This is a genomic window from Lysobacter sp. CCNWLW3, assembly GCF_036697405.1.
In the GTDB taxonomy this organism is placed as follows: domain Bacteria; phylum Pseudomonadota; class Gammaproteobacteria; order Xanthomonadales; family Xanthomonadaceae; genus Lysobacter.
The window spans coordinates 69363-95822 of the sequence record NZ_JBAHWA010000012.1; the positions used below are offsets into that span (position 1 = coordinate 69363).

General features: G+C 70.0%; 23 protein-coding genes and 1 riboswitch. Of the genes, 15 read left to right on the forward strand and 8 right to left on the reverse strand.

Translation table 11 applies throughout. The features are described 5' to 3' along the window. The first annotated feature begins 163 nt into the window (after positions 1-163). The 4 genes from V1318_RS16680 (at position 164) to V1318_RS16695 (ending at position 7557) form a co-directional block, all read left to right on the forward strand. Positions 164-3022 carry a molybdopterin cofactor-binding domain-containing protein gene (locus V1318_RS16680; protein WP_332940855.1) on the forward strand — a complete coding sequence of 953 codons (2859 nt, stop codon included), beginning with the start codon at positions 164-166 and terminating at the stop codon, positions 3020-3022. Further along, the gene (locus V1318_RS16685; RefSeq protein ID WP_332940856.1) at positions 3019-3576 is read left to right on the forward strand and encodes a (2Fe-2S)-binding protein; all 558 of its coding nucleotides are present in this window, start codon (positions 3019-3021) and stop codon (positions 3574-3576) included. Before V1318_RS16680 ends, V1318_RS16685 begins: the two co-directional genes overlap by 4 nt. Beyond that, on the forward strand, positions 3573-4832 hold the full coding sequence (locus V1318_RS16690; protein WP_332940857.1) for a cytochrome c: 1260 nt from the start codon (positions 3573-3575) through the stop codon (positions 4830-4832). The genes V1318_RS16685 and V1318_RS16690 overlap by 4 nt, the downstream gene beginning before the upstream one ends. A 670-nt stretch (positions 4833-5502) precedes the next feature. Next, the gene (locus V1318_RS16695; protein ID WP_332940858.1) at positions 5503-7557 is read left to right on the forward strand and encodes a glycosyl hydrolase family 18 protein; all 2055 of its coding nucleotides are present in this window, start codon (positions 5503-5505) and stop codon (positions 7555-7557) included. A 480-nt stretch (positions 7558-8037) separates the two neighbouring features. On the opposite strand, the gene V1318_RS16700 is transcribed toward V1318_RS16695, so the two are convergent. From V1318_RS16700 to V1318_RS16710, 3 genes are read right to left on the reverse strand one after another with little or no spacing between them, the layout of a single operon-like run. Then, positions 8038-9150, reverse strand: coding sequence for a homoserine dehydrogenase (locus V1318_RS16700; protein WP_332940859.1), 1113 nt, complete (start codon positions 9148-9150; stop codon positions 8038-8040). Continuing rightward, the gene (locus V1318_RS16705) at positions 9147-10373 is read right to left on the reverse strand and encodes an O-succinylhomoserine (thiol)-lyase (protein WP_332940861.1); all 1227 of its coding nucleotides are present in this window, start codon (positions 10371-10373) and stop codon (positions 9147-9149) included. The genes V1318_RS16700 and V1318_RS16705 overlap by 4 nt, the downstream gene beginning before the upstream one ends. Beyond that, on the reverse strand, positions 10370-11425 hold the full coding sequence (locus tag V1318_RS16710; protein WP_332940862.1) for a homoserine O-succinyltransferase: 1056 nt from the start codon (positions 11423-11425) through the stop codon (positions 10370-10372). The genes V1318_RS16705 and V1318_RS16710 overlap by 4 nt, the downstream gene beginning before the upstream one ends. 65 nt (positions 11426-11490) lie before the next feature. Continuing rightward, a riboswitch (SAM riboswitch) is annotated at positions 11491-11609 on the reverse strand. Between the two features lie 118 nt (positions 11610-11727). Between V1318_RS16710 and V1318_RS16715 the strand changes: the two genes are divergently transcribed. The 5 genes from V1318_RS16715 (at position 11728) to V1318_RS16735 (ending at position 16460) form a co-directional block, all read left to right on the forward strand. After that, complete coding sequence (locus V1318_RS16715; RefSeq protein ID WP_332940863.1) at positions 11728-12816, forward strand: phytase; 1089 nt, start codon at positions 11728-11730, stop codon at positions 12814-12816. A gap of 8 nt (positions 12817-12824) precedes the next feature. Continuing rightward, complete coding sequence (locus tag V1318_RS16720; RefSeq protein WP_332940864.1) at positions 12825-13748, forward strand: M23 family metallopeptidase; 924 nt, start codon at positions 12825-12827, stop codon at positions 13746-13748. 259 nt (positions 13749-14007) lie between these two features. Further along, the gene (locus V1318_RS16725) at positions 14008-15612 is read left to right on the forward strand and encodes a peptide chain release factor 3 (protein ID WP_332940865.1); all 1605 of its coding nucleotides are present in this window, start codon (positions 14008-14010) and stop codon (positions 15610-15612) included. Next, positions 15612-16100, forward strand: a complete 489-nt coding sequence (locus tag V1318_RS16730) for a hypothetical protein (RefSeq protein WP_332940866.1) — start codon at positions 15612-15614, stop codon at positions 16098-16100. Before V1318_RS16725 ends, V1318_RS16730 begins: the two co-directional genes overlap by 1 nt. A 120-nt stretch (positions 16101-16220) precedes the next feature. Then, complete coding sequence (locus tag V1318_RS16735; protein WP_332940867.1) at positions 16221-16460, forward strand: hypothetical protein; 240 nt, start codon at positions 16221-16223, stop codon at positions 16458-16460. 37 nt (positions 16461-16497) lie between these two features. On the opposite strand, the gene V1318_RS16740 is transcribed toward V1318_RS16735, so the two are convergent. Both V1318_RS16740 and V1318_RS16745 read right to left on the reverse strand, forming a co-directional pair. Continuing rightward, a complete protein-coding gene (locus V1318_RS16740) occupies positions 16498-17100 on the reverse strand; it encodes an aspartyl/asparaginyl beta-hydroxylase domain-containing protein (protein ID WP_332940868.1) in 603 nt (200 codons plus the stop codon). Positions 17101-17114: 14 nt separating this feature from the next. Continuing rightward, the gene (locus V1318_RS16745; protein ID WP_332940869.1) at positions 17115-17738 is read right to left on the reverse strand and encodes a sulfotransferase family 2 domain-containing protein; all 624 of its coding nucleotides are present in this window, start codon (positions 17736-17738) and stop codon (positions 17115-17117) included. Positions 17739-17868: 130 nt separating this feature from the next. Here V1318_RS16745 and V1318_RS16750 point away from each other — a divergent pair, with 130 nt between their 5' ends. Both V1318_RS16750 and V1318_RS16755 read left to right on the forward strand, forming a co-directional pair. Then, positions 17869-18561, forward strand: a complete 693-nt coding sequence (locus tag V1318_RS16750; RefSeq protein WP_332940870.1) for a hemolysin III family protein — start codon at positions 17869-17871, stop codon at positions 18559-18561. Between the two features lie 185 nt (positions 18562-18746). Then, positions 18747-20747, forward strand: coding sequence for an AsmA family protein (locus tag V1318_RS16755; RefSeq protein WP_332940871.1), 2001 nt, complete (start codon positions 18747-18749; stop codon positions 20745-20747). 107 nt (positions 20748-20854) lie between these two features. Here the strand turns inward: V1318_RS16755 and V1318_RS16760 are convergent, their stop codons facing one another. Further along, positions 20855-21283: a CBS domain-containing protein gene (locus V1318_RS16760; RefSeq protein ID WP_332940872.1), complete on the reverse strand. Its 429-nt coding sequence runs from the start codon at positions 21281-21283 to the stop codon at positions 20855-20857. Further along, positions 21243-22283: a glycosyltransferase family 2 protein gene (locus tag V1318_RS16765; protein WP_332940873.1), complete on the reverse strand. Its 1041-nt coding sequence runs from the start codon at positions 22281-22283 to the stop codon at positions 21243-21245. The genes V1318_RS16760 and V1318_RS16765 overlap by 41 nt, the downstream gene beginning before the upstream one ends. Before the next feature lie 108 nt (positions 22284-22391). Between V1318_RS16765 and V1318_RS16770 the strand changes: the two genes are divergently transcribed. Beyond that, positions 22392-22895 (forward strand): arsenate reductase ArsC, encoded by a 504-nt coding sequence (locus tag V1318_RS16770; protein WP_332940874.1) that lies wholly within the window; start codon positions 22392-22394, stop codon positions 22893-22895. A 36-nt stretch (positions 22896-22931) separates the two neighbouring features. On the opposite strand, the gene mtgA is transcribed toward V1318_RS16770, so the two are convergent. After that, positions 22932-23666: a monofunctional biosynthetic peptidoglycan transglycosylase gene (mtgA, locus tag V1318_RS16775; RefSeq protein WP_332940875.1), complete on the reverse strand. Its 735-nt coding sequence runs from the start codon at positions 23664-23666 to the stop codon at positions 22932-22934. Positions 23667-23798: 132 nt separating this feature from the next. Between mtgA and V1318_RS16780 the strand changes: the two genes are divergently transcribed. The 3 genes from V1318_RS16780 to V1318_RS16790 all read left to right on the forward strand — a co-directional run. After that, positions 23799-24746: an Hsp33 family molecular chaperone HslO gene (locus tag V1318_RS16780; protein ID WP_332940876.1), complete on the forward strand. Its 948-nt coding sequence runs from the start codon at positions 23799-23801 to the stop codon at positions 24744-24746. Positions 24747-24888: 142 nt separating this feature from the next. Beyond that, positions 24889-25707 carry a hypothetical protein gene (locus V1318_RS16785; RefSeq protein WP_332940881.1) on the forward strand — a complete coding sequence of 273 codons (819 nt, stop codon included), beginning with the start codon at positions 24889-24891 and terminating at the stop codon, positions 25705-25707. A gap of 541 nt (positions 25708-26248) precedes the next feature. Beyond that, positions 26249-26460, forward strand: a 212-nt coding sequence (locus V1318_RS16790; protein WP_332940877.1) for a hypothetical protein, incomplete at its 3' end; no start/stop codon positions are given.

Genomic DNA, 26460 nt, shown 5'->3' on the forward strand with positions numbered 1-26460 from the left:
CCACGCCGGCAGACGAGCGTCCACGCTCGCGTCGTCTTGTTCCTCACCAAGCCTACACATCGCCGACGGAGATAGCGCGCCCGGCGCCGGCCGCGCGGCACGCTGCGATTTTTCCCGCCGGACTTGTGGTTACTATGCGCTGGAGCCAGCTAGGACGCCCTCCATGCCAGCCCGCCTCAGCCGTCGCGATTTCCTCAAATGCAGCGTGGTGGCCGGCATCTCGGTCTACGTCGCCGCGCCGGGCAGCGCCGCGCTGGCCGCCCTGTTCGAACGCGAGCGCCTGCGGCCGATGCCCTGGGACGCGGCCACCGGCAAGATCCGTTACCGCACCGACGCCACCGCCAAGGTCAGCGGCGAAAAAGTCTTCAGCTTCGACATGCGCGCGCGCGACTTGCCCGGCTGGCCGCAACAGCAGGCGCACGCCATGCTGCTGCGGGTGACCCGCGCCGACCGCGTCTACGCCGGCTACGACCTGTCGATACTGGGCGATGGCCTGCAACCCGACCGCATCGTCGGCGCCGCCGATCTCGCGCGCGACCGGGTCGGCTTCCCGCCCTTCTACGGCGAGCACATGCTGCTGCCCGAAGGCCAGACGCCGGCCTATCTGGGGCATGCGGTCGCGCTGCTGATCTGGCACGACTTCGATCGCTTCCGCGCCGCCAAGACGCGCCTGAAGTTCCGCGAGGATCTGATCCGCTGGGGCGCGCAGACCGGCCCGCTGCAGCGCGAGCCCTGGGCCAGCTTCCGCTACGTGCGCGTGGGCGGCGCCACCGCCTACGACGACGACGCCTATTCCAGCCTCAAGGACACGCCGCTGTTCCCGTCCGGCTACCGCAAGAACCAGCCGCAATGGCCGGCCGCCAACGCCGACGGCGCGATCGACGCCCAGGGCGCGGCGCATGCGGCGGCGATGGCGGCCAGCCTGGACGCGCCCGCCGACGGCCGCCTGGTGCTGCAGCGCGAATACTTCTCGCAATCCATCGACACCGCCGCGCTGGAACCCGACAACGGCAACGGCTGGTACGACCGCGACAGCGCCACCTTGCACCTGGTGACGGCCACGCAGTCGCCGCAGGAAATCGCCGAGGACGGCGCGCGCATGCTGGCCGCCAGCGCGCTGGGCGTGAAGCGGCTGGTGCTGCATCCGTGCTACACCGTCGGCTACGGTTCCAAGGACCACAACCCCTTCCCGTTCTATGCACTGGTCGCGGGCCTGTACGGCGACGGCCGCGCGGTGCGCCTGGCCAACGACCGTTACGAACAGTTCCAGGCCAGCCTCAAGCGCCACAGTTTCCGCATGCGCTATCGGATCGCGGTGGACCGCAAAAGCGGCCGCTTCGAGATCCTGCAAGGCGACATGACCGGCGACGGCGGCGGCCGGCGCAACTTCTCGCCCTCGGTGTGCCTGGTCGCGGCGACCGCGGCGCAATCGATCTACTACTTCCCGCGCAGCGACCTGGCCAGCACCGTGATCGCCTCGCGCGCGCTCGATGCCGGCTCGGCGCGCGGCTACGGCACCCTGCAGAGCATGGGCGCGACCGAAATGCTGGTCGACGAGGTCGCGGCCGAACTCGGCCTGGACCCGATCGAACTGCGCGAGCGCAACGTGTTCAAGTCCGGCATGAAGAACACCCAGGGCGCGATCCCGGGCGGCGCGCAACGCGCCGACGAAGTGCTGGCCAAGGCCAAGGCGCATCCGCTGTGGCGCGAGCGCGCCAAGCGCAAGCGCGAATACGAGGCCGCGCATCCGGGCAAGCGCTACGGCGTCGGCTTCGGCTGCGTGCAGAAGGATTTCGGCACCGGCGCCGAGTCCGGTTTCGCCGAGGTCGCGCTGTCCCAGGACGGCCGCATCCTGCTGCGCCAGGTCGCGATCGAGATGGGCACCGGCATGACCACCAGCCAGGCCGCGATCTGCGCGCAATGGCTGGGCCGCCCCGCCGACGAGGTGCGCACCGGCGAGATCGAGTGGCCGGAACTGCCGATGGTCGCCACCGGCGACCCCTGGCTGATGTCGCAGGCCGAGCAGGACCGCCAGCAGGGCGATCCGCGCTGGACCCCGAACCGGGTGATCCCCAGCAGCGCCAGCAATTCGGCCTATTTCTTCGGCCACGCCACCCGCGAGGCGGCGCGCCTGCTGTTCACCCAAGGCCTGTGGCCGGCGGCGCGCGCGCTGTGGGGCCAGGGCTACGGCGGCGGCCAGCTGGCGCCGCTGGTGGTGCGGCGCGAGGATGCGCGCTGGATCGCGGGCAAGCTCACCGCCGCCGGCCTGGTGCCGCTGACGCTGGCGCAACTGGCCGCGAAGGCGCACGAGCTGGGCCTGGCGACCGGCGCCATCGTGCACACCTTCAACCGCTGGCAATGGGCCGAGGCCGAGTTCCCGCTGTCCGGCGACGACGCGCGCCTGCCGCTGGACGGCGTCGCCCTGCGCTGGGGCGACGGCAGCGGCGCCGGCGCCGGCACGCCGACCGCGAACGGTTACCGCATGATCGAGCGCACGCGCGTCCACTACCCGCCGACCCAGCGCAACAACGCCGGCGTCGTCTACTACAGCGCGATCGGCACCCTGGCCGAGGTCGCGGTCGACACCGCCACCGGCACGGTCGAACTGCTGAACCACCATTCCATTCTCGAATGCGGCAATCAGATCGTGCCCGAGCTGGTGTCCGGGCAATTGCAGGGCGGCCTGGCGATGGGCATCGGCCACGCCCTGCACGAATTCCTGCCGCTGTACGAGGACGGCCCCGGCAACGGCACATGGAACTTCAACCGCTACGTCCTGCCGCGCGCGCGCGACGTCGCGGTGTGGAAGCAGAGCGGCGAAGTGCTGGCGCCGCTGTCCGACACCGACCCGCCCAAGGGCATGGCCGAGGTGGTGATGATCGCGGTGGTGCCGGCGATCGCCAACGCGGTCGCGCACGCCACCGGGCATCGCTTCCGCGAGCTGCCGATCACCCCGGACAAGGTGCACGCGGCGCTGTCGGGCGCGGCCACCGACACCACCGCCTCGGAGAGCGCCGCATGAGCGCGCCCATCGTCAAACGACCGCTGCAGCTGCACGTCAACGGCCGCGCCCATGGCCCGATCGACGTGCCCGAGGACATGATGCTGGTCGACGTGCTGCACGAGTACCTCGGCCTCACCGGCACCCGCTTCGGCTGCGGCCAGGGCGTGTGCCGCGCCTGCACGGTGATCGTCGACGACGAGGCCGGCCCGCGCGAAGTACGCAGTTGCATCACCGGCGCCCACTACTTCGCGGGCAAGCGCATCCGCACCGTCGAAGGCCATGCCCGGCGCGACGACGCCGGCGCGATCGTCGAGCTGTCGCCGGTGCAGCAGGCCTTCCTCGACCATTTCAGCTTCCAGTGCGGCTACTGCACGCCGGGCTTCGTCAACGCGGCCACGGTGTTGCTGGAGCGGCTGAAGAAAAGCCCGGTGACCGCAGCGGACGTCGAAGCCACGATCACCGAGGCCCTGGATCCGCACCTGTGCCGCTGCACCGGCTACGTGCGCTACTACCAGGCGGTGAAGGCGCTGGTGCTGGCCACGCCGGGCCTGGTGCGGGAGCGCGCGCCATGACCCGGGTCGGTTGGCGGCGCATCCTGGCCTGGGCGCTGCTGCTGCTCGCGATCTGGCTGATCGGCTGCTGGCTGCTGCAGTGGTGGGCCGGGCGCGGCCCGGCGCAGAAAGTCCAAGCCAGCGCGCAGCAGCTCGCGCGCGGGCGCTACCTCGCCGACGCCGCCGATTGCGCCGCCTGCCACACCGCGCCCGGCGGCGCGCCGTTCGCGGGCGGGGTGCCCCTGGCCTCGCCGTTCGGCATCATCCACGGCACCAACATCACCCCCGATCCCGAGCACGGCATCGGCCGCTACACCGCCGACGACTTCCACCACGCGCTCACGCGCGGCGAGGCGCGCGACGGCCATCAGTTGTATCCGGCCATGCCCTATGTGTCCTATCGCGATATCGCGCGCGCGGACTCCGACGCGATCTACGCCTATCTGATGCATCAGCCCGCGGTGGCGCAGGCCAACCGCAAGAACGGCGTGAGCTTCCCCTTCAACATCCGCAGCGGCATCGCGCTGTGGAACCTGGCCTTCGCCGGCGCCGATGCCCGGCCGGCCTCGCAGGGCGCCTCGCCGGCCTGGCAGCGCGGGCGCTATCTGGTCGACGCCCTCGGCCACTGCGGCGAGTGCCACAGCCCGCGCGGCTGGGCCGGCCAGCTCAAGCGCGCGCAAGCCCTGGCCGGCAATAACGAGCTGGGACGTTTCGCCGCGCCCGACATCACCCCGCAAGGCCTGGCCGCGCGCGGCTGGAACGCGGCGCAGCTGCGTGGCTATCTCGCCACCGGGCTCAACGCGCATGCGGTGGCGTCCGACGAGATGCTGACGGTGGTGAACCTGTCTACCAGCCGGCTGAGCAAAGCCGATCTGGATGCGATGACGGTTTACCTGCTCGGCGATACGCCGCCGCCGGCGCAGGCCATGGTCTCGGCCGCGAACGTCCCGCAGGGCGGGCGCGGCCATTATCTGAATCTGTGCTCGGGCTGCCACGGCCGCGATCGCGAAGGCGTGCCGCACGTCGCCCCGGGATTGCGCGACAACAGCAGCGTGCGCGACCGCGATCCGCACAACCTGCTCGTGGCCATCCTCGACGGCCTGCCCGAGCACGATCTGGTCGGGTTGGAACGCATGCAGGCGATGCCGGGCTACGCCCATGACCTCGACGACGCCCAGGTCGCCGAACTCGCGAGCTGGCTGCGCGCGCAGAGCGGCGCCGACGCCGTGAATGCCGATGCGGTCGCGAAGTTGCGCAAGGGCAAGCCTGCGCACTGAACCGGCGCTGCCCGCCTTGGGGTAGGAGCGGCGTAAGCCGCGACCGTGAGGGTGGTGGCCTGGAGTGCCTGCCGCGCTCTGCGGTGTCGTCGCCGCAAGTAGTTGTCGCGGTCGCGGCTTGCGCCGCTCCTACAGCAAGCCGATGCGCCGCGCCTGCGCCGCACCGTTGGGCGACGCCGTGGCCCGCAAGATCGCGGTCGCGGCTTACGCCGCACCTACCTCTATCGCTCCTCCCCGACCGGCTCCGCAACCCACAGGTGCCGTCGCAGCACGCCGCGATTGTCTCTCGGTCATTTCCATCTCGTTGCAACGCAACAAACAGGGCCTCTACTGACCGACGTTGTCATCAATATTTGTGAACTGCTCCGCAAAGCCATACTGACGCGATTGACAACGTTGTCAGCAAAAAACAGCCTCGGCCCTCGACACAGGCGATGCGGAGCGCTGTTACGGCCCCGCGCGCCGCCACACCGGCTCCGGGGAGGGAACCAACAGGCATACGCGGGCCGCGCCCGTACCGGTTTTGCGCCGCTAGCGGCGACCTACGAGGAGGTTCGAACCTCCCGCGCAGCACCGAGGCCACGCGCCTCCTTTCCAGACAACAGAGGGACAGCACCGGCCGGCGACGGATCGGGATTCCGCATCGGACTTCGCAAGGGAGAGGACGCTCATGAAGCACGCAAGATCGACCACACTGGCGCTATGGACCTGCCTGATCGCAGCGTCCTGGGGCTCGAACGCGCTGGCGCAAAGCGCCAGCTGCGCCAATATTCCGGCCTGGAACGCGTCGACCATCTACAACCCCGGCGACAAGCTGGTCTATCAGGACCGCCTGTACCAGGCCAACATCCAGATCTGGAACGCGCCGCCCACCCACTGCCCCAGCTGCGGCTGGTACCAGGACCTGGGCGCCTGCGGCGTCGGCACCAACCAACCGCCCAGCGTCAGCCTGACCTCGCCGGCCAACGGCGGCAGCTACACGACCGGCGCCAATATCGCGGTCAGCGCCAACGCCTCCGACAGCGACGGCAGCGTCGCCCAGGTCGAGTTCTTCCGCGGCACCGTCTCGCTGGGCGTGGACACCAGCTCGCCCTATGCGGCGACTTGGAGCAACGCCAGCGCCGGCAGCCACGCCTTCAAGGCGGTCGCAACCGACAACCAGGGCGCCAGCACGACTTCGGCGATCTCCACGATCACCGTGACCGCGCCGTCCACCGACACCACCCCGCCGAGCGTGCCCGGCGGCCTGAACTCGCCCGCACAGACTTCCAGCAGCATCTCGCTGAGCTGGAACGCCTCCACCGACAACAGCGGCGGCAGCGGCGTGGCCGGTTACGACGTGTACCGCGACGGCAGCCTGGTCGGCTCGCCGACCGCGACCAGCTATACCGCCACCGGCCTTAGCGCCAACACCGCCTACGCCTTCCGCGTGCGCGCCCGCGACAACGCCGGCAACGCCTCCGCGCAGAGCGCGCAGATCAGCGCCAGCACCACCCAGGGCGGCGGCGGCGGCAACAAGCGCGTGATCGGCTACTTCGCCCAGTGGGGCATCTACGGCCGCAACTACCGGGTCAAGAACATCGACACCAGCGGCTCGGCGGCCAAGATCACCCACATCAACTACGCCTTCGGCAACGTGCGCAACAACCGCTGCGAAGTCGGCGTGATCCAGCCCTCCGATCCCAACACCGGCGCCGGCGGCGACGCCTTCGCCGACTACAGCAAGGCCTTCGGCGCCGCCGAAAGCGTGAGCGGCGCGGCCGACACCTGGGACCAGCCGCTGCGCGGCAACTGGAACCAGCTCAAGCAGCTCAAGGCCAAGTACCCGGGCCTGAAGGTGCTGATCTCGCTGGGCGGCTGGACCTGGTCGCGCGGCTTCGCCAGCGCGGCGCGCCCGGAGAACCGCCAGGCCTTCGTCGCCTCCTGCATCGACGCCTACATCCGCGGCAACTTGCCGGTGACCGACGGCGCCGGCGGCGTGGGCGCGGCGGCCGGCGTGTTCGACGGCATCGATCTGGACTGGGAGTACCCCGCGGCCTGCGGCCTGACCTGCGGCACGGCCGAGGAAAGCGCCAACTTCACCGCCCTGCTGGCCGAGTTCCGCAGCCAGCTCAACGCGGTGCGTCCGGGCCTGTTGCTGACCATCGCCGCCGGTGCGGGCGTGGACAAGGTGCGCGTGACCAACCCGGCCGCGTATCACCAGTACCTCGACTACATCAACGTGATGACCTACGACTTCCACGGCACCTGGGACGCGAAGACCAACCACCACACCGCGCTGTTCGATTCGCCGAACGATCCCTCCACCGGCGATCAGAAGTTCTACAACACCAACGACGCGCTCGAGGCCTTCCTGTCGCGCGGCGTGCCGGCGGCCAAGCTCAACCTGGGCATCGGCTTCTACGGCCGCGGCTGGACCAACGTGCCCAACGTCAACAACGGCCTGTACCAGAGCGGCACCGCGGCGCCCGGCACCTACGAGGCCGGCAACGAGGACTACAAGGTGCTCAAGAACCGCGCCGGCACGATCTACACCGACGCCAACGCGCGGGCGACCTGGAAGTACGACGGCAATACGTTCTGGAGCTACGACACGCCGGCCATGATCATCGAGAAGATGGGCTACGTGAAGGCGCAGAACCTGGGCGGCGCGTTCTTCTGGGAGTTCAGCGGCGACGACCCGCAGGGCAGCCTGGCCACCGCGATCCGCGACGGCCTGCAGTGAGCTTGCGCAGCGCCGGACCGTTCGCGGTCCGGCGCTTGCCTCGGGGCGCCGGCCTCCCCTCGGGCCGGCGCCCCGGATTTATCCGGACTTGAGGACCGCAACGAACGCAAACGGCCGCATGCACCCATGCGGCCGTTTTTCATGGCAGAACATCTTTTGACGCGGGGGCGCGTGCTCCATATGGGGGCGGCGTGAGCCGCGATCGCGTCACCGCACCCACCGTCGACCGCCTCATTGACGAAAGCAGGCGGCCGCCATCGCGATGTCGTCGGCGAACCTGGGTCCATGGCCGTGCGGGTTGCCGCGATCGCGGCTCACGCCGCTCCCACAGAGAGCGAATGGGCGCATGTGTTTGGGTAGCAGCGCCGAGGGCCGCGACCGCGCGCCTTCGACCAGGACGCGGTCGCGGCTGGCGCCGCTGCTACCGCCGAGGGCCGAGGCCCTACAGGGTACGGACGCTCCGCGTCGCGACCAGCTCGCTCAACTCGTCAGGCGCAGCACGTCGTCCAGCAAACCGGCGGCGGTGACTTCGGCGCCCGCGCCCGGGCCCTGGATCACCAGCGGTTGCTCGCGGTAGCGGTCTGACCAGATCGCGACTTTGTTGTCGGTGCCCGCACCGCCGGCCAGCGGATGGTCGGCCGGCAGCGATTCCAGGCCGACGCGCGCGGCGCCGTCCTGCAGACGGGCGATGAAGCGCAGGCGCTCGCCGTTCTTGTAGGCGGCCGCGTAACGCTCGCGCAGCGGCACGTCCAGCGCCGGCAAGGCGGCGTCGACGCCGTCGCGCGACAGGATCGCCAGCTCCGGCGGCACCAGCGAGGCGACCTCGACCTCGCCGGCCTCCAGCGCCACGCCGGAGGCGCGCGCCAGGATCAGCAGCTTGCGCCGCACGTCCTCGCCGGACAGATCGTCGCGCGGATCGGGTTCGGTGTAGCCGGCATCGCGCGCCTGCCGCACCAGCGACGAGAACGGGCGCATGCCGTCGTAGTGATTGAACAACCAGGCCAGCGAACCGGAGAGCACGCCGGCGATCGCGCGGATGCGATCGCCGCCGGCCTGCAGTTCGCGCAGGGAACGCAGCAACGGCAGACCCGCGCCGACCGTGGCGCTGTCGCCGTAGCCGCTGCCGCCGGCCGCGCAGGCGCCGCGGATCGCGCGCCAGCGCGCCAGCGAGGTGCCCTGGCCGATCTTGCAAGCGGTGACGACATGGATGCCCTGCGCCAGCCACTGCGCGTGGCGTTCGGCCACGTCGGTGCTGGCGGTGGCATCGATCACCACCCGCGCGCCGCCCTCGCCGAGACTGGCGGCGACGTGCTCGAGCGAACTGGGTTGAGCCGCGCCGACCAGCGCCGACGCGGCGTAGTCCGGCGCCAGGCCGCCGGCATCGGCCAGCGCGCGCCGCGAATTGGCCACGTGCACCAGCGCCAGGCGCTCGCCCAACGGCGAGCCCCGCCAAGCCTGCAGGCGCGCCAACACCGCGCCGCCGACCGTGCCGGTGCCGAGCAGCGCCAGCCGCGCCGGCGCCGGGGCCCGATAGGGATGCGGCGCGAGCGCCTGCTGCGCCTGCGCTTGCAGGACGTCGGCCGCGGCGCTCATCGTTTCGCGCGCGCCGCCGTGGCCACCGCGTCGGCGGCGCGTTCCAGCGCGGCCTCGAGGTCGGCGATCAGGTCGTCGACGTGCTCGATGCCGACCGACAGGCGCAGCAGGCCGTCGCCGATGCCGGCCGCGGCGCGCGCTTCGGGCGACATCGCCGCGTGGGTCATGGTGGCCGGATGCGCGATCAGGCTTTCCACGCCGCCCAGCGACTCGGCCAGGGTGAAGCACTCCAGGCCGTCGAGGAAGGCGCGCACCGCCGCCTCGCCGCCGTCGATCTCGACGCTGAGCATGGCGCCGAAGCCGAGCTGCTGGCGCGCCGCCAGGGCATGGCCCGGATGCGATTCCAGGCCCGGGTAATGGACCACGCGCACCGCCGGATGCGCGTCCAGCAGCGCCGCGATCGCCTGGGTGTTCTCCTGGTGCACGCGCAGGCGCGCATCCAGGGTGCGCAGGCCGCGCAGGGTCAGGAAGGCGTCGAACGGCGAGCCGGTCAGGCCCAGCGCGTTGGCCCACCAGGTCAGCTGCTGGTGGTGCTCGGCGCTCTTGGCGATCACCGCGCCGCCGACCACGTCGCTGTGGCCGTTGACGTACTTGGTCGTCGAATGCACGACCAGGTCGGCGCCGAACGCGATCGGGCGCTGCAGCGCCGGCGACAGGAAGGTGTTGTCGACCACGGTCAGCGCGCCCTGCGCATGCGCGGCCTCGATCACGAAGCGCAGGTCGGTGATGCGCAGCAAGGGGTTGGACGGGGTTTCGATCCAGACCACGGCCGGCTTGGTCGCCAGCGCCTCGGTCAGCGAACGCGGATCGGTGAGATCGGCGGTGATCAACTCGAACGCGCCCTTGGCGGCCAGCGCGTTGAACAGACGCCAGCTGCCGCCGTAGCCGTCGTGCGGCACCACGATGCGGTCGCCGGGCTTGAGGAAGGCGTGCAGGACCAGGGTGATCGCGGCCATGCCGGTGCTGGTGATCACGCCGCCGGCGCCGCCCTCGAGCTCGGCCAGGGCCTCGCCGAGCAGGTCGCGGGTGGGGTTGCCGCTGCGGGTGTAGTCGTACTGGCGCTTGTCGTTGTAGCCGGCGAAGCTGAAGTTGGACGACAGCACGATCGGCGGCGTGACCGCGCCATGGGCCGCGTCGCGGTCGATGCCGGCGCGGACGGCGGCGGTGCAGGCGTTGCGGGTGCGGATCTGGGTCACGGCGGTTCCTTCGGTGTGGGTGCTCATGCCGCCGCCTGGCTACAGTCGGCCAGCGCTTCGCGCAGGATGGTGTCGATGTCGCCGGCCTCCTTGAGGCAGGCGTCGTGTCCGTAGATCGAGCGCAGCACGCGCAGGCGGGTTTCGCCGCGCAGGCGCTCGACCAGGTCGTAGGATTCGGACAGCGGGATCAGGCGGTCCTCGCTGACCGCGACCACGGTCACCGGCACGCGGATCAGGCTGGGATCGACCTGCTGCAGATCGATCGATTCCGACAGGCGCAGGAACGCGGCGGTCGGCGTGCGCGCCACGTACTTGGCGCCGCAATGGTCGAGATAGTCCTCGGCGTCGACGCGCACGCGGCCGTCGCGCACCTGGGCGGCGCCGAAGCGCTCGGCGAATTCCTCGGGGGTGCGGTAGCTGAGCACCGCCAGTTCGCGCGCCAGCGCCAGGCCCTGGCTCTCGTCGCATTGCAGCGCGCCCAGCGCGACCGCGCGGCGCTGCAGCGCGCGCCAGGCCGCGGCGTAGGGGTGGGCGCGGTGGGTGCCGCTGATCGAGACCAGCGCGCCGACCCGCTGCGGATGGCGCGCGGCGAACTGCAGGCCGACCATGGCGCCGTAGGAGTAGCCGACGAAGGCCTCCAGGCGCTCGATCTTCAGCGCGTCCAGCAGCGCCGCGATCGCGTCGGCCTGGTCGGCCGGGTCCAGCGCCACGTCGAGCGCGCCGTCGGCGCCCAGCCAGTCGAACGCGAGCAGGCGATGGCGGCCGGGATCGAGCGCGCGGCCGCGGCCGACCTGGGTCTCCCACCAGCCGCCCTCGGGATGGGCGCGGCTGGGCGCGAGGTGGCGATGGGCGGAGATGCCGCCGGCCACGAACAGCACCGGCAGCGCGGCCTCGCCCTGGATCTCGTAACGCAGCACCACGCTGCGGCGGCCGGCGTGGCGCAGCTCGAGGTCCAGACGCAGTTCGCCGCGCACGGCGTCGCGCTCGGCGGCCAGGGCGACGAAGGCGTCGCTGCGCTCGAACGCGGCGGTCTGGGATACGGAGGGTTCTGCGAAGGCGGTAGCGGGGGCGAAGCTCATGGCGGGCATCCGAAGTGACGGGGCCATCGAGCTTGCAAGTCGCTCGTGCGCGGCAGCGCACGTCGCAACCATCTTCCGACCGACGCCTAGGCGGGCCGCAGGAATTGGCACCTTCACGCGACTTGCGTCGCGTTGGGTTGCCCCGGCTTCTAAGGGCCTGTCCCTCAGCCGGTCTCGATGGATGCGGCCAGTCTGCCCGCGCTCCGAGGGCATGTCAATCGCTTCATCCGCATATAGCGATTAATCATAAGCTCGCGACCCGCATCACAAAAACCCGCGCCCGCCGCATACACTTCGCGTCCATGACCCCACGCCTCCTTGCCGCGGCGACCCTCGCCGCCCTGCTCGCCGCCTGCGCCACCACGCAGCCCCGCTCCGCGCCGGTCGCCGGCACGCCCGGCATCGCCTCGATCGCCGAGCGCTACGTGTCGGCGGAAACGCCGAAGGAAGAGCTGGATTCGCTGGCCACCTGGCCGACCGAAGACGGCAAGACCTGGCTGATCGCCACCGCCAAGTCGACCCATCGCCTGGACGTCTACGACGCCGACACCGGCGAAGCGCTGCGCACGGTCGGCGGCGAAGGCAAGGCGATCGGCCAGTTCGACCGCCCCAACGGCATCGCGGTCTATGCCGACCACGCCTTCGTGGTCGAGCGCGACAACCGCCGCGTGCAGGTGTTCGCCCTGCCCGACTTCACCCCGCTGGGCAGCTTCGGCGAACAGGAGCTGCGCAGCCCCTACGGCATCTGGCTGACCGAGACCGAGCCGGGCGAGCTCGAGGTCTACGTCACCGACAGCTTCATGTACGGCAAGAAGTTCGACCAGGTGCCGCCGTGGGCCGAGCTCGACCAGCGCGTGCGCCGCTACCGCATCCAGTTCGACCAGGACGGCCGCATGCGCGCCAACTACGGCGGTGCCTTCGGCGACACCAGCGAAGCCGCGGCGCTGCGCATGGTCGAATCGATCGCCGGCGACCCCGCCAACGACCGCCTGCTGATCGCCGACGAGGACCGTCGCCACGAATCCACGCTGCGCGAGTACACCTTCGGCGGCAAGTACACCGGCCGCAGCCTGCCCGACCGCAGCTTCGGCGCAGAGGCCGAGGGCGTGGCGCTGTGGACCTGTCCGGACGGCGGCGGCTACTGGATCGCGGTCGACCAGCTCGCGCCGCTGACCGTGTTCCACTTGTTCGATCGCGTCACTCTGGCGCCGGTCGGCAGCTTCGAGGGCAAGGTCACCGCGCACACCGACGGCGTCGCCCTGCACGCCGCCTCCACCGCGGGCTTCCCCAGCGGCGCGCTGTTCGCCGTGCACGACGACAAAGCCGTGACCGCGTTCGATCTCGCCGACGTGGCCCACGCGCTAAACTTGAAACCGGGCTGCACCGAGTAGGAACTCGCATGGTTTGGGGGCCGCGCGCCTTGGCCGTATCGCTGTGCGTGGCGGCTCTGGCCGCCGCGCCGCAGGCGCATGCCGGCAAGATCTACCGCTGGACCGATCGCAGCGGCATCACCCATTACGGCGACCACGTGCCCGAGGCGGCGCCGCCGTCCGAGGTCAAGGTGATCCCGGTCCACAGCGAGCCCGGCGCGATCGCGCGGCTGCGCATCGAATCCGACGGCAACCGCTACCTGGCCTGGGCCGACAACAACCTGTCCGGCCCGATCGAGGTCAAGGTCGACTACAGCCAGAGCTACGGCGGCGGCGTGGGCGGCACCTCGACCCTGCCGGCGCGCGCCACCGTGGCCGCGCGCGCCAGCGCGCTGGTCGCGGTGCTGAGCCCGGAGGACTCCGGGCGCGGCATCGAGCTGCAGATGGAAAGCCTGCCCGGCGATCCGGGCGCGCGCCCGCGCAACGTCGACTACGTGCTGCCGCTGCGCCAGAACAACTTCCGCATCGACCAGGGCTACGGCGGCCAGTTCAGCCACAGCGACCCGGAGAACCGCTACGCGGTCGACTTCGCGGCCGAGATCGGCACCCCGGTGCTGGCCGCGCGCGAAGGCGTGGTGATGCAGATCGAGTCCGATTTCGACAAGGCCGGGCTCAACCGCGAGAAATACGGCGGCCGCGCCAACTTCGTGCGCATCGTCCACGACGACGGCAGCATGGCCTTGTACGCCCACCTCAAGGCCGACGGCGCCCTGGTCCGGGTCGGCCAGCGCGTGCGCGCGGGCCAGCAGATCGGCCTGTCCGGCAATACCGGCTTCACCACCGGGCCGCACCTGCACTTCGCGATCCAGGTCAACCGCGGCATGCGCCTGGAGTCGATTCCGTTCCGGATGACCGGGCCGTCGGGGCCGCTACGGATCTCCGGCGGGCTCTAGAGGGCAAAAGCAAAAGCAAATCCCCCGTCGCCCGCTGCGCGGGTGCCCGCCCGCTTTTTCAAAGGGGGCTAGAGCACGGCAGCCGGCGCGTCGCCCACCTTTCCTGCATGTCGCCCAGCTTCGCCTCCCCCTTTGGAAAAGGGGGATTGAGGGGGATTTACTTCCGCCCGTCCACGCCCCTCCAGGCCCCAGCCCCACTACCGGCTATAATCGCGCCCCTACTCCTTACCTTCCGGCGCGCCCGGTGCGCGCCGTCGCCATGTCCGACGTTTCCCTAGAAGCCCTCCGCCGACGCACCTTCGCGATCATTTCGCATCCCGACGCCGGCAAGACCACCCTCACCGAGAAGCTGCTGCTGTTCGGCGGCGCGATCCAGATGGCCGGCTCGGTCAAGGGCCGCAAGGCCGCGCGCCACGCGACCTCGGACTGGATGGCGCTGGAAAAGGAGCGCGGCATCTCGGTGACCTCCTCGGTGATGCAGTTCCCCTACGAGGGCCGCATCGTCAACCTGCTAGACACCCCCGGCCACGCCGACTTCGGCGAGGACACCTACCGCGTGCTGACCGCGGTCGACTCGGCGCTGATGGTGATCGACGTGGCCAAGGGCGTGGAGGAGCGCACGATCAAGCTGATGGAGGTCTGCCGCCTGCGCGACACGCCGATCATGACCTTCATCAACAAGCTCGACCGCGAGGGCAAGAACCCGATCGACCTGCTGGACGAAGTGGAATCGGTGCTGGGCATCCAGTGCGCGCCGATCACCTGGCCGATCGGCATGGGCCAGCGCCTCAAGGGCGTGGTCCACCTGCTCACCGGCGAAGTGCACCTGTTCGAACAGGGTCGCAACTTCACCCGCCAGGACTCGACGATCTTCGCTTCGATCGACGACCCGGCCCTGGAGGCGCGTATCGGCGCGGACGCGCTGCGCGAAGTGCGCGACGAACTCGAGCTGGTGCAGGGCGCATCGCACCCGTTCGACAAGCAGGCCTACCTGGCCGGCAAGCAGACGCCGGTGTCGTTCGGCTCGGCGGTCAACAACTTCGGCGTGCAGCTGCTGCTGGACTTCTTCGTCGAGCACGCGCCGCCGCCGAAGCCGCGCGAGACCACCGGCCGCGAAGTCGCGGCGACGGAAAACAAGCTCACCGGCTTCGTGTTCAAGATCCAGGCCAACATGGACCCGCAGCACCGCGATCGCGTCGCGTTCATGCGCATCTGCTCGGGCAAGTTCAGCGCCGGCATGAAAGCCTTCCAGGTACGCACCGGCAAGGAAGTGAAGCTGGCCAATGCGCTGACCTTCATGGCCTCCGACCGCGAGATCGCCGAAACCGCCTACTCCGGCGACGTCATCGGCATCCACAACCACGGCACGATCTCGATCGGCGACAGCTTCACCGAGGGCGAGGCGCTGTCGTTCACCGGCATCCCCAACTTCGCCCCCGAACTGTTCCGGCGCGCGCGCCTGCGCGATCCGCTCAAGCTCAAGCAGTTGCAGAAGGGCCTGGCCCAGCTGTCGGAGGAAGGCGCGACCCAGTTCTTCCGCCCGCTGATGAGCAACGACCTGATCCTGGGCGCGGTCGGCGTGCTGCAGTTCGACGTGGTCGCCTACCGGCTCAAGGACGAGTACGGCGTGGACGCCAGCTTCGAACAGGTCAGCGTCGCCACCGCGCGCTGGATCCGCTGCGCCGACGCCAAGAAGCTGGAGGAGTTCCGCGACAAGAACGCGATGAACCTGGCCCTGGACGCGGCCGGCGAACTGGTCTACCTGGCCCCGACCCGGGTCAATCTGCAACTGGCGCAGGAACGCGCGCCGGGCGTGCAGTTCCTGGCCACGCGCGAGCACGCGCACGCGGTGGCGCTGGACTGATGTCGCGGCTGCGGCAGTGGTGGCTGTACCTGATGAGCAAGCGCAGCGAAGTCGCCGCGCTGGACTACAAGGACGCCTACATGGCCAAGGTGATCATGGACATCCACCGCCTGCGCGGCGACAAGGCGCAGGCGATGGTGCCCTTGCGCGCGCTGCAGCCGATCCACCGCATCGACCGCGAATCCGCCCAGCAGGCCACCCGCGCACGCGCCCAGGCGCTGGCCGCGCGGCGCGAGGAACTGCTGGCCCACGGCCGGCTGGACCTGGCCGCCCTGACCGAGATCATTCCCTCGGTATCGCAGATCAAGGTCGTGCGCGACGGCGAGCGCTGGCTCGCGTTCGAGGGCAACGGCCGCCTGTACGCGATGCGCGAGGCCTTCGGCGAGGACTGCGCGCTGCTGGTCGAGGTAGAGGAATACCGCTTCCCGCACCCGCACAAGATCCAGCGCCGGCTGCGGCGGGTGCGCCAGCTCAACACCCTGGAATGAGGCGCAGGGCGGGCCCGGCCTCGCCGGACCAGAACCGGGCGCGCGTCACATTTTTCCCCGGGATCGGCTAGCATCGACCCACCGCGGCGGGGGCCGCGGCAACCTAGCAAGGGGAATGCAATGTATCTATTGGGTTTGGGGCTGAGTGTGATCGGCGTGCTGTGGATCGTGGTCAACGCGTTCCGCGAAAGCGTGCTGTGGGGACTGGGCTCGCTGTTGATTCCGCTGGTCGCACTGGTGTTCGCGATCATGAATTTTTCCGAGAACAAGATCCCGCTGCTGATCTGCGTGGTCGGAACCGTGCTGACGGTCATGGGGATGCCGTCGATGGCCGAGATCGCCGCGCAGCCGGCGGCCTGAAGGCGCAGGGCCCGGCGCGCCAGGCGCTCCGGGCCTTTCAGCGCCGCGCCAGCCAGTCGGGTTCGGGCTGGTCGCGGTCGTAGTACTCGAAGATCAGGTGGATGCGGTCGCTGTCGCCGGCGTTCTCCACCGCGTGCACCGCCATATTGCTGACCTCCACCGCCTCGCCCTCTTGGAAGTGGTAGCCGACGCCGTCGACGAAGAAGGTCACGCGCTCGTTGGTGATCAGCGGCACGTGCACCTTGTGCGGCCACTTCGCCGCCGGATTGGCGTCGCGATGCGGCTTGATCACCCCGCCCGGCGCCATCCGCGCCAACATCACCCGCGGGAAGGCCGCGTTGGCGTAACCGTAGGGGCGCACGGCCTGCGCCAGCACCGGCTCCAGCAGCTCGCGCCACTGCGCCCACAGCGGGCGGTCGTAGGACTCGCGCCAGTCCTGGAAATTGCTGACGAAGCGGAAGACCACGTGGCGGGTCTTGTCCAGCGCCTCGAAGCGGTTGGGCTTGTCGGCGTTCTCGGCGTCCCAGACCGCCTCGGGAATCGCGAGCACGGCCGCGCGCAGCGCGACGATGTCGACCGGCCCGAGCCGGCGAATCGAGGTGGTCTTGCGCGGATTGGGCTGGATCTGAATCGCGTTCATGGCGTCGGACCGGGTCAGAACGAATAACCGAACAATTCCAGATCGCGCCGGTACAGCTCGCCCACCGCGTCGATCAGGGGCTGGTCATAGTAGTCCCGATAACTGCCGCGGCGGGAACTGTTGACCTGGCCCAGGGGCGCGCTGGGGATGCCGATGCGGGCGCAAATGGCGTCGTAGGACGCCTGCATCTCCTCGACCCGGCCCACGTAATCGGCCAGCAGTTCGCCGTCTTGGCCGGTGATCAGGCCGTGCTGGGGCTGGAACAGCACGTGCTGCAGCGGCCGCGCCTCGAACAGGATGTGGCGCATGACCGCCTGCGGACGCTGCAGGAAGGCGCCGTCGGCGCGGGTCATGAAGGCGCAGTAGGAAATGAAGCGATCGTAGGGATTGCGCACGAACGCGAACTTGAAATAGCCCGCGAACGCCTCCTCGCCCAGGAACGGCCGCACCTGCTGCAGGCTGAGGTGGCCGTGTTTGATCGCGGCCAGTTCCTCGTAGGGGAAGCGCTTGTTGACGAACAGACCGACCTGCTCGATGTCGTCCGCGCTCATGTGCTCGCGCAGGGCCTGACGGACCGAGTGGGTGCCGGTTTTGGGAATCGCGGCAAAAACGAAACGGTGCTGATGGGAGATGATCATGCGTCAGGCCTTGGAATCGGCCTATCCTAAGCCAGCTCCGGGCGCGCTGGGCATGGCCCAGGCCCGCCGCGCCGGGCTCGCCGCTCCGATTCCGAGCATTTGCTCCACCTCCCCCGAGGATGCTGCATCGATGGACAGCGCACGCCCTGGCAGCGAACGGCCCGACCGCGCGAACGCGCTCAACCCGCACGTGGCGTCGGTGCGCGAGGAGATCGCCAACGCGCTCACCCACGGCCTGGGCGCGACCGCCGCCCTGGCCGGCGGCGCGGTGCTGATCACCCTGGCGGCGCTGTACGGCGACGGCTGGCAACTCGTGGGCGCGACTGTGTTCGGCATCAGCCTGCTGCTGCTCTACGTCGCCTCCACCCTCTACCACGCGATACAGCACCCGATCGCCAAGGCGCGGCTGAAGGTCTTCGACCATTGCGCGATCTATCTGCTGATCGCCGGCACCTACACCCCGTTCACCCTGATCGGCCTGCGCGGCCCCTGGGGCTGGGGCCTGTTCGCGGCGATCTGGGTGCTGGCCTTCGCCGGCATCGTGTTCAAGCTGTTCTACACCGGCCGCTTCAAGCTGCTCTCGACCGGCATCTACATCGCGATGGGCTGGCTGGTGATCGTGGCGATCAAGCCGCTGCTGGGCGCGCTCGACGCCTGGACCCTGGGCTGGCTGCTCGCCGGCGGGCTCTGCTACACCCTGGGCACGGTGTTCTATCACCGGCCCTCGCTGCCGTATTCGCATGCGATCTGGCATATGTTCGTGGTCGCCGGCAGCGTCTGCCATTACATCTCGGTGATGGCGCAGGTGATACCCGCGCCCTGAACGCGCGCCGGCGTCCGCCTGAACGCCGCACAACGCATTCACCTGCGCTTGACCGCCGCCTGCGGATGGTGGGGCCATTCCATCAGAAGGAAGGCGGCGCAGGCGCGCGATCGACCGCGCGCATTCCGGGCCGGTCCGTTCCAGCGTCGTGCTTGGTTCGGAAGGCTCAAAGCCCGCCCACGAGCATGCGCGCGAGCGACCCCCAGCCCCATCCCGATCCGACCCCGTCCGAACGCGGCCCCGCCGCGTCCGCGCGCCGCGCCGCGCAGGCGCTGCGTCGCCACCCGTGGCGCGCCACGGCGGCGCTGGCGGCCTTGGCGATCCTGGGCCTGATCGCGGCCTGGGACTGGAACTGGCTGCGCGGCCCGATCGAACGCCAGGTGCAGGCGCGCACCGGCCGCGACTTCGACATCGGCGGCGATCTCGACATCGACCTGGGCCGCACCACGCGCGTGCGCGCCGATGCGGTGCGCTTCGGCGACGCCGACTGGTCGCGGCGCCGCGACATGGCCGTCGCCGATCGCCTGCAGTTCGATATCGAACTGTGGCCGCTGCTGCGCAACGAGGTGCGCATACCCGACCTGCGCCTGCAACGCCCGCGCCTGCATTTGCAGCACGACCCCAAGCGCGGCGGCAACTGGGTGTTCGGCGCCAGCGGCGGCGAAGGCCCGCGTTTCGGGCGGGTCTGGATCGAACGCGGCGAACTGAGCTTCCTGGACCCGGCCAGCCGCAGCGACATGCGTTTCCGCATCGCCAGCCTGGCGGCGGGCGCGAACGACGCGGCGGCGCCGATCGCGGCGCACGGCGGCGGGCGCTGGAAAGGCAATCGTTTCTCCTTGCAGGGCCGCGCCGAATCGCCGCTGGAACTGCGCGATCGCGAACGTCCCTACCGGCTCGACCTGCGCGCCAGCGCCGGCGCGACCCGGGCGCACGCGCGCGGCAGCCTGGTCGACCCGCTGCGCCTGCGCGATTTCGACCTGCGCCTGGCGCTGTCGGGCCAGGACATGGCCGACCTCTATCCGCTGATCGGCGTGGCGGTTCCGCCGACGTCGCCGTATGCGCTGGACGGCCGCCTCACCCGCGACATCGCCGGGGCACGCACCACTTGGCACTACGATGGTTTCACCGGCAAGGTCGGCGACAGCGATCTGGGCGGCCGCGCCAGCGTCGAGACCGGCGGCGCCCGTCCCTACCTGCGCGCCGATCTGCATTCGCGCCGGCTCGACTTCGACGACCTGGGCGGCTTCGTCGGCGCCGCGCCGCAGACCGGCGGCGGCGAATCCAGCAACCCCGAACTCGCCGCCCTGGCCGCGCGCGAACGCGCCAGCGCGCGCGTGCTGCCCGACACGCCCTATCGCCTGGACAAGCTGCGGGCGATGGACGCCGACGTGCGCTGGAAGGCGCAGCGCATCAACGCGCCGGGCTGGCCGATCGACGAGATGGACGCGCACCTGCTGCTGGAAGCCGGCGTGCTGCGCCTGCAGCCGCTGGATTTCGGCGTCGCCGACGGCCGCATCCGCTCGACCGTGCGCATGGACGCGCGCCAGCCCATCATCGCCACCCGCGCCGAGATCGACGCGCGCGGCCTGACCCTGGCCAGGCTGATGCCGGGGGTGAAACTGGCGCGCGACGCGGTCGGCAAGGTCGGCGGCCGGATCGCCCTGGACGCCCGCGGCAACTCCATCGCCGACATGCTCGGCAGCAGCGACGGCGACATCGCGGTCGGCATGGGCCCGGGCCGGATCAGCAACCTGCTGATGGAATTCGCCGGCATCGACATCGCCGAGATCCTCAAGTTCAAACTAGGCCACGACCGCCAGATCCCGATCCGCTGCGCCTTCGGCGATTTCGAGGTGCGCGAAGGCGTGATGCATACGCGCGCATTGGCCTTCGACACCAGCGACACCATCCTGATCGGCGACGGCAAGATCAGCCTGCGCGACGAAACTCTGGACCTGACCGTGCGTGCGCGGCCCAAGGACCGCAGCCTGTTGAGCCTGCGCTCGCCGCTGAAGGTCGGCGGCACCTTCAAGCACCCCAAGGCCGGGCCCGACTACGCGCGCCTGAGCCTGCGCGGCGCGACGGCGCTGGCCCTGGCCACGATCGCGCCGCCGGCGGCGCTGCTGGCGACGATAGAACTGGGACCGGGCAAGGACGCCGCGTGCGGAGGGAAGTACGCGCGTTGAGCGGCGCGGGCATTCGGGCGCGGTGACGACCGCAGCAGCGTGCGAGTCCGGGCGAGACGATGATGCGGTTCGCTGGCGCTCACCGCATCCTACGGCGGCGCGGCCGCTCAGCTCGCGATATAGCGCTGCAGCTGATCCAACTCGAGCTGCTGGTCCTCGATCACCGCCTTGACCAGGTCGCCGATCGAAACCACGCCCAGCACCTGCCCGCCTTGCACCACCGGCAGATGGCGGATGCGGCGGTCGGTGACGATCTGCATGCAGCGCTCGGCGCTGTCGTCCAGGCCGACGCTGACCACGTCGGCGGTCATGATGTCGCGCACCGGCGTATCGGCCGAGGAGCGGCCCTGCAGCACGATCTTGCGCGCGTAGTCGCGCTCGGACAGGATCCCGCTCAGGCGCGGGCCTTCCATCACCAATACCGCGCCGATGCGTTTTTCGGCCATCAGCCGAATCGCGTCGATCACCGGCGCGTCCGGACCGATCGCGAACACTTCAGCGGCTTTCGCTTCTAGCAGTTGCCGTACGGTGCGCATGGCCTTCTCCTTCGGCGATCTGGGGCGGGGGCAGCGAGCCCTGGCCCGAGGATACTCCTGCCGCCGGCTGCCAGGTGTCGACGAGGTACAACGGCCGCTGCTTGGATTCCTCGTACAGCCGGCCCAGGTATTCGCCAATCAGGCCCAGCGCGATCAGCTGCACGCCGCCCAGGAACAGGATTACCGCCATCATGGTCGGCCAGCCCGCGACCGGGTCGCCCCAGAGCAGGGCCTTGGCCACCACCCAGACGCCGAAACCGAACGCGAACAGCGCCGTCGCCAGGCCCATGTAGGTCGCCAGGCGCAGCGGCGCGGTCGAGAAACTGGTGATGCCTTCCAGGGCCAGGTTCCACAGCCGCCAGAAATTGAACTTGCTGGCGCCGGCCACGCGCGCCTCGCGGTGATAGGGCAGCGCGACCCGGTTGTAGCCGACCCAGCCGAACAGGCCCTTCATGAAACGGTGGCGTTCGCGCAGCTGGCGCAGGCCGGTCAGGGCACGCTCGGACAACAGGCGGAAGTCGCCGGTGTCGGCCGGGATCGGCGTCTTCGACAGCCGCCCGATCACTCTATAGAAGGCGTGCGCGGTGCTGCGCTTGAGCCAGCTCTCGCCCTCGCGCTCGATGCGGGTGCCGTAGACGTCGTCGTAGCCCTCGCGCCACTTGGCCACGAACTGGCCGATCAGCTCCGGCGGGTCCTGGCCGTCGGCGTCCAGGATCAGGGCCGCGCCGCGCTCGACCCGGTCCAGGCCGGCGGTCAGCGCCAGTTCCTTGCCGAAATTGCGCGACAGCCGCAGCAGCGCGATCCGCGGATCGGCCGCGGCCAGGGTTTGCAACGCCGTCCAGGTGGCGTCGCGGCTGCCGTCGTCGACATACAGCACACGGCCCTCGACCCCGTCGGCGGCGATCGCGTCCAGGGCCGCGGCGATGCGCGGCTGCAGCAGCGGCAGGCTCTCGGCCTCGTTGTAGGCGGCGACGACGACGGTCAGCAGATCGCGATTCATGCCTTCAATCATAGCCGGCGGCGGCGGCCGCGGTTTTCGACGGCATCGCAACGTCGCTGAAAACTGGCGGCGCGACCCTAGCGTTGCCGCCACCGTCCGGAGCCGCCCATGTCAGCCGCCGATTCGCGTTACCACGTCCTGTTCCTGTGCACCGGCAATTCCGCGCGCAGCCCGATGGCCGAGGCCCTGCTCAACACTCTGGGCGGCGACCGCTTCAAGGCCTGGAGCGCGGGCAGCCGCCCGGCCGGCTTCATCCAGCCGATGGCGGCCGAACTGGCGGCCAAGCTCGGCTACGACCCGGCGCGCCTGCGCAGCAAGCATTGGGACGAGTTCGCCGGCGCCGACGCGCCGCGCATGGACATAGTCATCACCGTTTGCGACGACGCCGCCGGCGAGTCCTGCCCGGTGCGCGTGGGCGAGGCCGCGACCGCGCATTGGGGCGTGGCCGATCCGGCCGCCGTCGAGGGCGACGAGGACAGTCGCCGCCAGGCCTACGTGGCCGCGTTCGCGCTGCTGCGCCGGCGCATCGAATTGCTGCTGTCGCTGCCGCTGGACAAGCTCGACCGCCTGGTCGCGCAGGATCGCCTGCGCGACATCGGCCGCGGCGCCTGAGCGCGGCCCGGCCGACCTGCGTCGGCCGATCCGGCCTCAGTCGATCTGCTTGAGGTAGCCGTTGCCGCCGATGTAGCGCATCTGGCGCTGGATCGCGTTGGCGCGCCGCTGCACGTAAGGGCCGGGGCGGGCGATGCTGTAGCGCTTGGGATTGGGCAGCACCGCGGCCATGCGCGCGGCCTCGGCCGGGCCCAGGCGGGCGGCGTCCTTGCGGTAGTAGGTGCGCGCGGCGGCCTGCGCGCCGTACACGCCGTCGCCGAATTCGGCGATGTTGGCGTAGACCTCGATGATGCGGTGCTTGGGCCACATCAGCTCGATCAGCAGGGTGTACCAGGCCTCGATGCCCTTGCGCACCCAACTGCGCCCGCTCCACAGGAACAGGTTCTTGGCGGTCTGCTGGCTGATCGTGCTGCCGCCGCGGACCTTGCGGCCGCGCGCGTTGTTCTTGCGCGCCTTCTCGATCGCCTTGAGGTCGAAACCGAAGTGCTCGGCGAAGTTCTGGTCCTCCGAGGCCACCAGGGCCACCGGCACGTTGGCGGAGATCTCGTCCAGATCGCGCCAGTCGTAGGCGACGCGGAAGCCGAAATCGCCGCTGCCCCAGGCCTCGAACTGGCGCGCGGCCATGAAGGCGCTGAACGGCGGGTCGACGAAGCGCAGCACCGCCACCTGCAGGATCGAGGCGGCCAGGAACAGGAAGGGCAGCGCGATCAGCCAGCGCAGCCAGCGCCGGCGCCGGCGCGGCGGCCCGGACGCGGGGACGGTCTCGTTCATGCCCTGCACTGCCGCGACTTGCACTGTCTGCGCTCCATCCCCATCTTGCTCGGTCTCCCCTTTCACGCGTTCGCGCGCATTATCCGCGATCGGATAAGAATGAAACGCGCGCGCCGCCGCACGAGCCCCTCGATGAACGATTCCAGCCCCGCCCCCACCGACACCGCCGGCCACGACCACGACCGCCTGACCCGGTTCCTGATCGAAGGCGCCGGCGTGCGCGGGGTGCACGTGCACCTGGACCAGACCTGGCGCCAGATCCGCGAACGCTCCGAGTATCCGCCCGCGGCGGCCGAACTGCTGGGCGAGGCCGCGGCCGCGGCCGCCCTGTTCACCGGCCACGCCAAGGTCGAGGGCCGGCTGTCGGTGCAGCTGCGCGGCGACGGCGCCCTGCGCACCCTGTTCGCCGAGTGCACCGCCGCCGGCACCCTGCGCGGCATCGCCCAGCTGGCCGAGGACGGCGGCGAAGTCTCGCGCGATCTGCGCCAGCTCGGCCCGGATGCGGTCCTGGCGATCACCATCGAGAACCCGCCTATCGGCGGGCGCGCCGGCGACGACCGCGACCCGGCCCGCTACCAGGGCCTGGTGGCGCTGGACTCGGACTCCCTCAGCGGCGCCTTCGAGGACTATTTCCGCCAGTCCGAGCAGCTGCCGACCCGCCTGCTGCTGGCCGCCGACGGCGAGCGCGCGGCCGGCCTGATGCTGCAGAAGCTGCCCGGCGACGGCGGCGACGAGGACGGCTGGACCCGAGCCGGGGCCCTGTTCGACACCCTCCAGCCCGGCGAACTGCTGGGCTGGGACACCGCGACCCTGCTGACCCGCCTGTTCCACGAGGACGGGGTCCAGCTGCTGGGCGGCAAGCCGCTGAGCTTCGCCTGCTCCTGCTCGCGCGAGCGGGTCGAGGCCATGCTGGTCTCGCTGGGCCAGGAGGAGGCCGAGGCGGCCGCCGCCGCGGCCGATGGCGAGGCCCATATCCGTTGCGAGTTCTGTGGCCAGAGCTATCGTTTCAACAGCGACCAGATCGGCCGCCTGTTCGCCCATGCGGCCGCCGAGCTGGAGGCCCCGGACCGGCTGCAATAGGCCCTTCACACGGCCGTCTCGGTTTGTTAAATAAACATAAACCGTCTATAGTCCCAATCCAGGTTCTAGGGGAACTTGACCGGCCCCATCCGGTCGTATCGTCACCATGCACGCACCCTCGCTACGTCTGTCGTTCGCCCTGATGCTCGCCTTCGGCGTGGCCTCGGCTGCGCATGCGCAAACGTCCAAGCGTAGCGACACCACCTATCTGCCGGTCTGGAATCAATCCAACGGCAAGGTCGAGTACCTGCTGCAGCTCGAGCCCACCAATGCCCCGGTCGCCGGCGCGCGTTGGCGCGTGGGCAGCAATTCGCTCGACGCCGCGTTCGGTCTGGACGCGGGCGACACCCTGGGCCTGGTCTGCGATCGCAAGACCGGCCTGGCCGGCGCCATCGGCAACCTCGCCAACCACTGCATGCTCGCCGCGCTCGACGAAGACGACCGCGGCGGTTCGCGTCAGGTGTCCGCGGGCGCCTCGCTCAGCCGTCCCGGCGGCAAGATCGGGCTGTCGATCGGCAGCGGCAAGGACACCCTGCCGGCCTGGCTGAGCCCGAACGGCCGCAACAGCAAGCTCGACCAGAACACCCTGACCGTCTACGGCCAGAAGAACATCGGCCGCGAGGCCACGGTGTCGATCGGCGGCACCTGGGCGCGCGCGCGCCTGATCCCGGCCGGCGAGATGCCGACCATCGCCGACCGCTGGAACAGCAAGAGCCTCACCATCGGCGCCGGCTACGGCAACTTCGGCGCCAACATCGTCGGCCGCGTGGTCGACACCCCCGGCCAGCCCGGCCAGTGGGAAGGCCTGGGCGTCGGCCTGACCTGGCGCACCCCGTGGAGCGGACAGCTCACGGTCGGCGCCGAGAACGTGATCACGCGCGGCAAGAACCCGTTCGCGCCGGGCAATTCCGACAAGGACGAAGGCACCGTGCCTTACGTCCGCTACGAGCAAGACCTCTAACCGAGGCATCGCCGCTCGCGCCAAGGCGCGACGCCCCCCCCTTCCAGTCATACCGCGCCGCGCGAATGCGCCGGCCCGGCTTTGCCGATCCTGGCTATTGCGCTTGCCCCCTGTGCCGGCTCGTGGGCGGACAGAACCGTTCCAGGCGCCACTGAGCTTGCCCAATCCTGCAAAGCCTCGTCTCCGCCAGGAATGCGTCCCGGCGCTCGCATGCACGTTTTGCGCCGCGAATCACGAATCGGAACCGACTATGCGCCGAACCGGTGGGCAGGCCCGACCGATGCTCAAGGTCTGCGCAAAATCAGCAGAAAAAAGCTAGTCCCGCATAAGCACTTAGCAAGTTATGCACAGCCATCGCGGGCGCAGCCGGAATGTCAGCTGAACAATATGAAGGAATTGTCAAAACCCGACGTTTAACGACACTTTAATTATCTCCCCTCCCCAGAGTACGATCCGCCGCACCTTGCTGGAATTGGCGTCTTGCTTGACGCCGCCGGTCGGGTCCCATGGGTTCCACCAATTCGATTTTCTGGAGAGAGAGATGACCTTCAAGACCACCCAGCTCCGCGACGCGATCACCTTCGCGCTCGCCGTGGGCGCCACTGCCGCTGCCGGCACGGGTGTGGCCTTTGCTCAGGAAGAAAGCAAAGAGACCACCACCCTCGACCGCATCGAAGTGACCGGTTCGCGCATCAAGCGCGCCGACATCGAAACCTCGCAGCCGATCTTCTCGCTCAGCCGCGAAGACATCAC

Excerpts from the sequence above, each read along its gene's own strand:
- V1318_RS16680 (WP_332940855.1), top strand. The coding sequence starts at position 164 with ATGCCAGCCCGCCTCAGCCGTCGCGATTTCCTCAAATGCAGCGTGGTG.
- V1318_RS16685 (WP_332940856.1), top strand. The coding sequence starts at position 3,019 with ATGAGCGCGCCCATCGTCAAACGACCGCTGCAGCTGCACGTCAACGGC.
- V1318_RS16690 (WP_332940857.1), top strand. The coding sequence starts at position 3,573 with ATGACCCGGGTCGGTTGGCGGCGCATCCTGGCCTGGGCGCTGCTGCTG.
- V1318_RS16695 (WP_332940858.1), top strand. The coding sequence starts at position 5,503 with ATGAAGCACGCAAGATCGACCACACTGGCGCTATGGACCTGCCTGATC.
- V1318_RS16700 (WP_332940859.1), bottom strand. The coding sequence starts at position 9,150 with ATGAGCGCCGCGGCCGACGTCCTGCAAGCGCAGGCGCAGCAGGCGCTC.
- V1318_RS16705 (WP_332940861.1), bottom strand. The coding sequence starts at position 10,373 with ATGAGCACCCACACCGAAGGAACCGCCGTGACCCAGATCCGCACCCGC.
- V1318_RS16710 (WP_332940862.1), bottom strand. The coding sequence starts at position 11,425 with ATGAGCTTCGCCCCCGCTACCGCCTTCGCAGAACCCTCCGTATCCCAG.
- V1318_RS16715 (WP_332940863.1), top strand. The coding sequence starts at position 11,728 with ATGACCCCACGCCTCCTTGCCGCGGCGACCCTCGCCGCCCTGCTCGCC.
- V1318_RS16720 (WP_332940864.1), top strand. The coding sequence starts at position 12,825 with ATGGTTTGGGGGCCGCGCGCCTTGGCCGTATCGCTGTGCGTGGCGGCT.
- V1318_RS16725 (WP_332940865.1), top strand. The coding sequence starts at position 14,008 with ATGTCCGACGTTTCCCTAGAAGCCCTCCGCCGACGCACCTTCGCGATC.
- V1318_RS16730 (WP_332940866.1), top strand. The coding sequence starts at position 15,612 with ATGTCGCGGCTGCGGCAGTGGTGGCTGTACCTGATGAGCAAGCGCAGC.
- V1318_RS16735 (WP_332940867.1), top strand. The coding sequence starts at position 16,221 with ATGTATCTATTGGGTTTGGGGCTGAGTGTGATCGGCGTGCTGTGGATC.
- V1318_RS16740 (WP_332940868.1), bottom strand. The coding sequence starts at position 17,100 with ATGAACGCGATTCAGATCCAGCCCAATCCGCGCAAGACCACCTCGATT.
- V1318_RS16745 (WP_332940869.1), bottom strand. The coding sequence starts at position 17,738 with ATGATCATCTCCCATCAGCACCGTTTCGTTTTTGCCGCGATTCCCAAA.
- V1318_RS16750 (WP_332940870.1), top strand. The coding sequence starts at position 17,869 with ATGGACAGCGCACGCCCTGGCAGCGAACGGCCCGACCGCGCGAACGCG.
- V1318_RS16755 (WP_332940871.1), top strand. The coding sequence starts at position 18,747 with ATGCGCGCGAGCGACCCCCAGCCCCATCCCGATCCGACCCCGTCCGAA.
- V1318_RS16760 (WP_332940872.1), bottom strand. The coding sequence starts at position 21,283 with ATGCGCACCGTACGGCAACTGCTAGAAGCGAAAGCCGCTGAAGTGTTC.
- V1318_RS16765 (WP_332940873.1), bottom strand. The coding sequence starts at position 22,283 with ATGAATCGCGATCTGCTGACCGTCGTCGTCGCCGCCTACAACGAGGCC.
- V1318_RS16770 (WP_332940874.1), top strand. The coding sequence starts at position 22,392 with ATGTCAGCCGCCGATTCGCGTTACCACGTCCTGTTCCTGTGCACCGGC.
- mtgA (WP_332940875.1), bottom strand. The coding sequence starts at position 23,666 with ATGAACGAGACCGTCCCCGCGTCCGGGCCGCCGCGCCGGCGCCGGCGC.
- V1318_RS16780 (WP_332940876.1), top strand. The coding sequence starts at position 23,799 with ATGAACGATTCCAGCCCCGCCCCCACCGACACCGCCGGCCACGACCAC.
- V1318_RS16785 (WP_332940881.1), top strand. The coding sequence starts at position 24,889 with ATGCTCGCCTTCGGCGTGGCCTCGGCTGCGCATGCGCAAACGTCCAAG.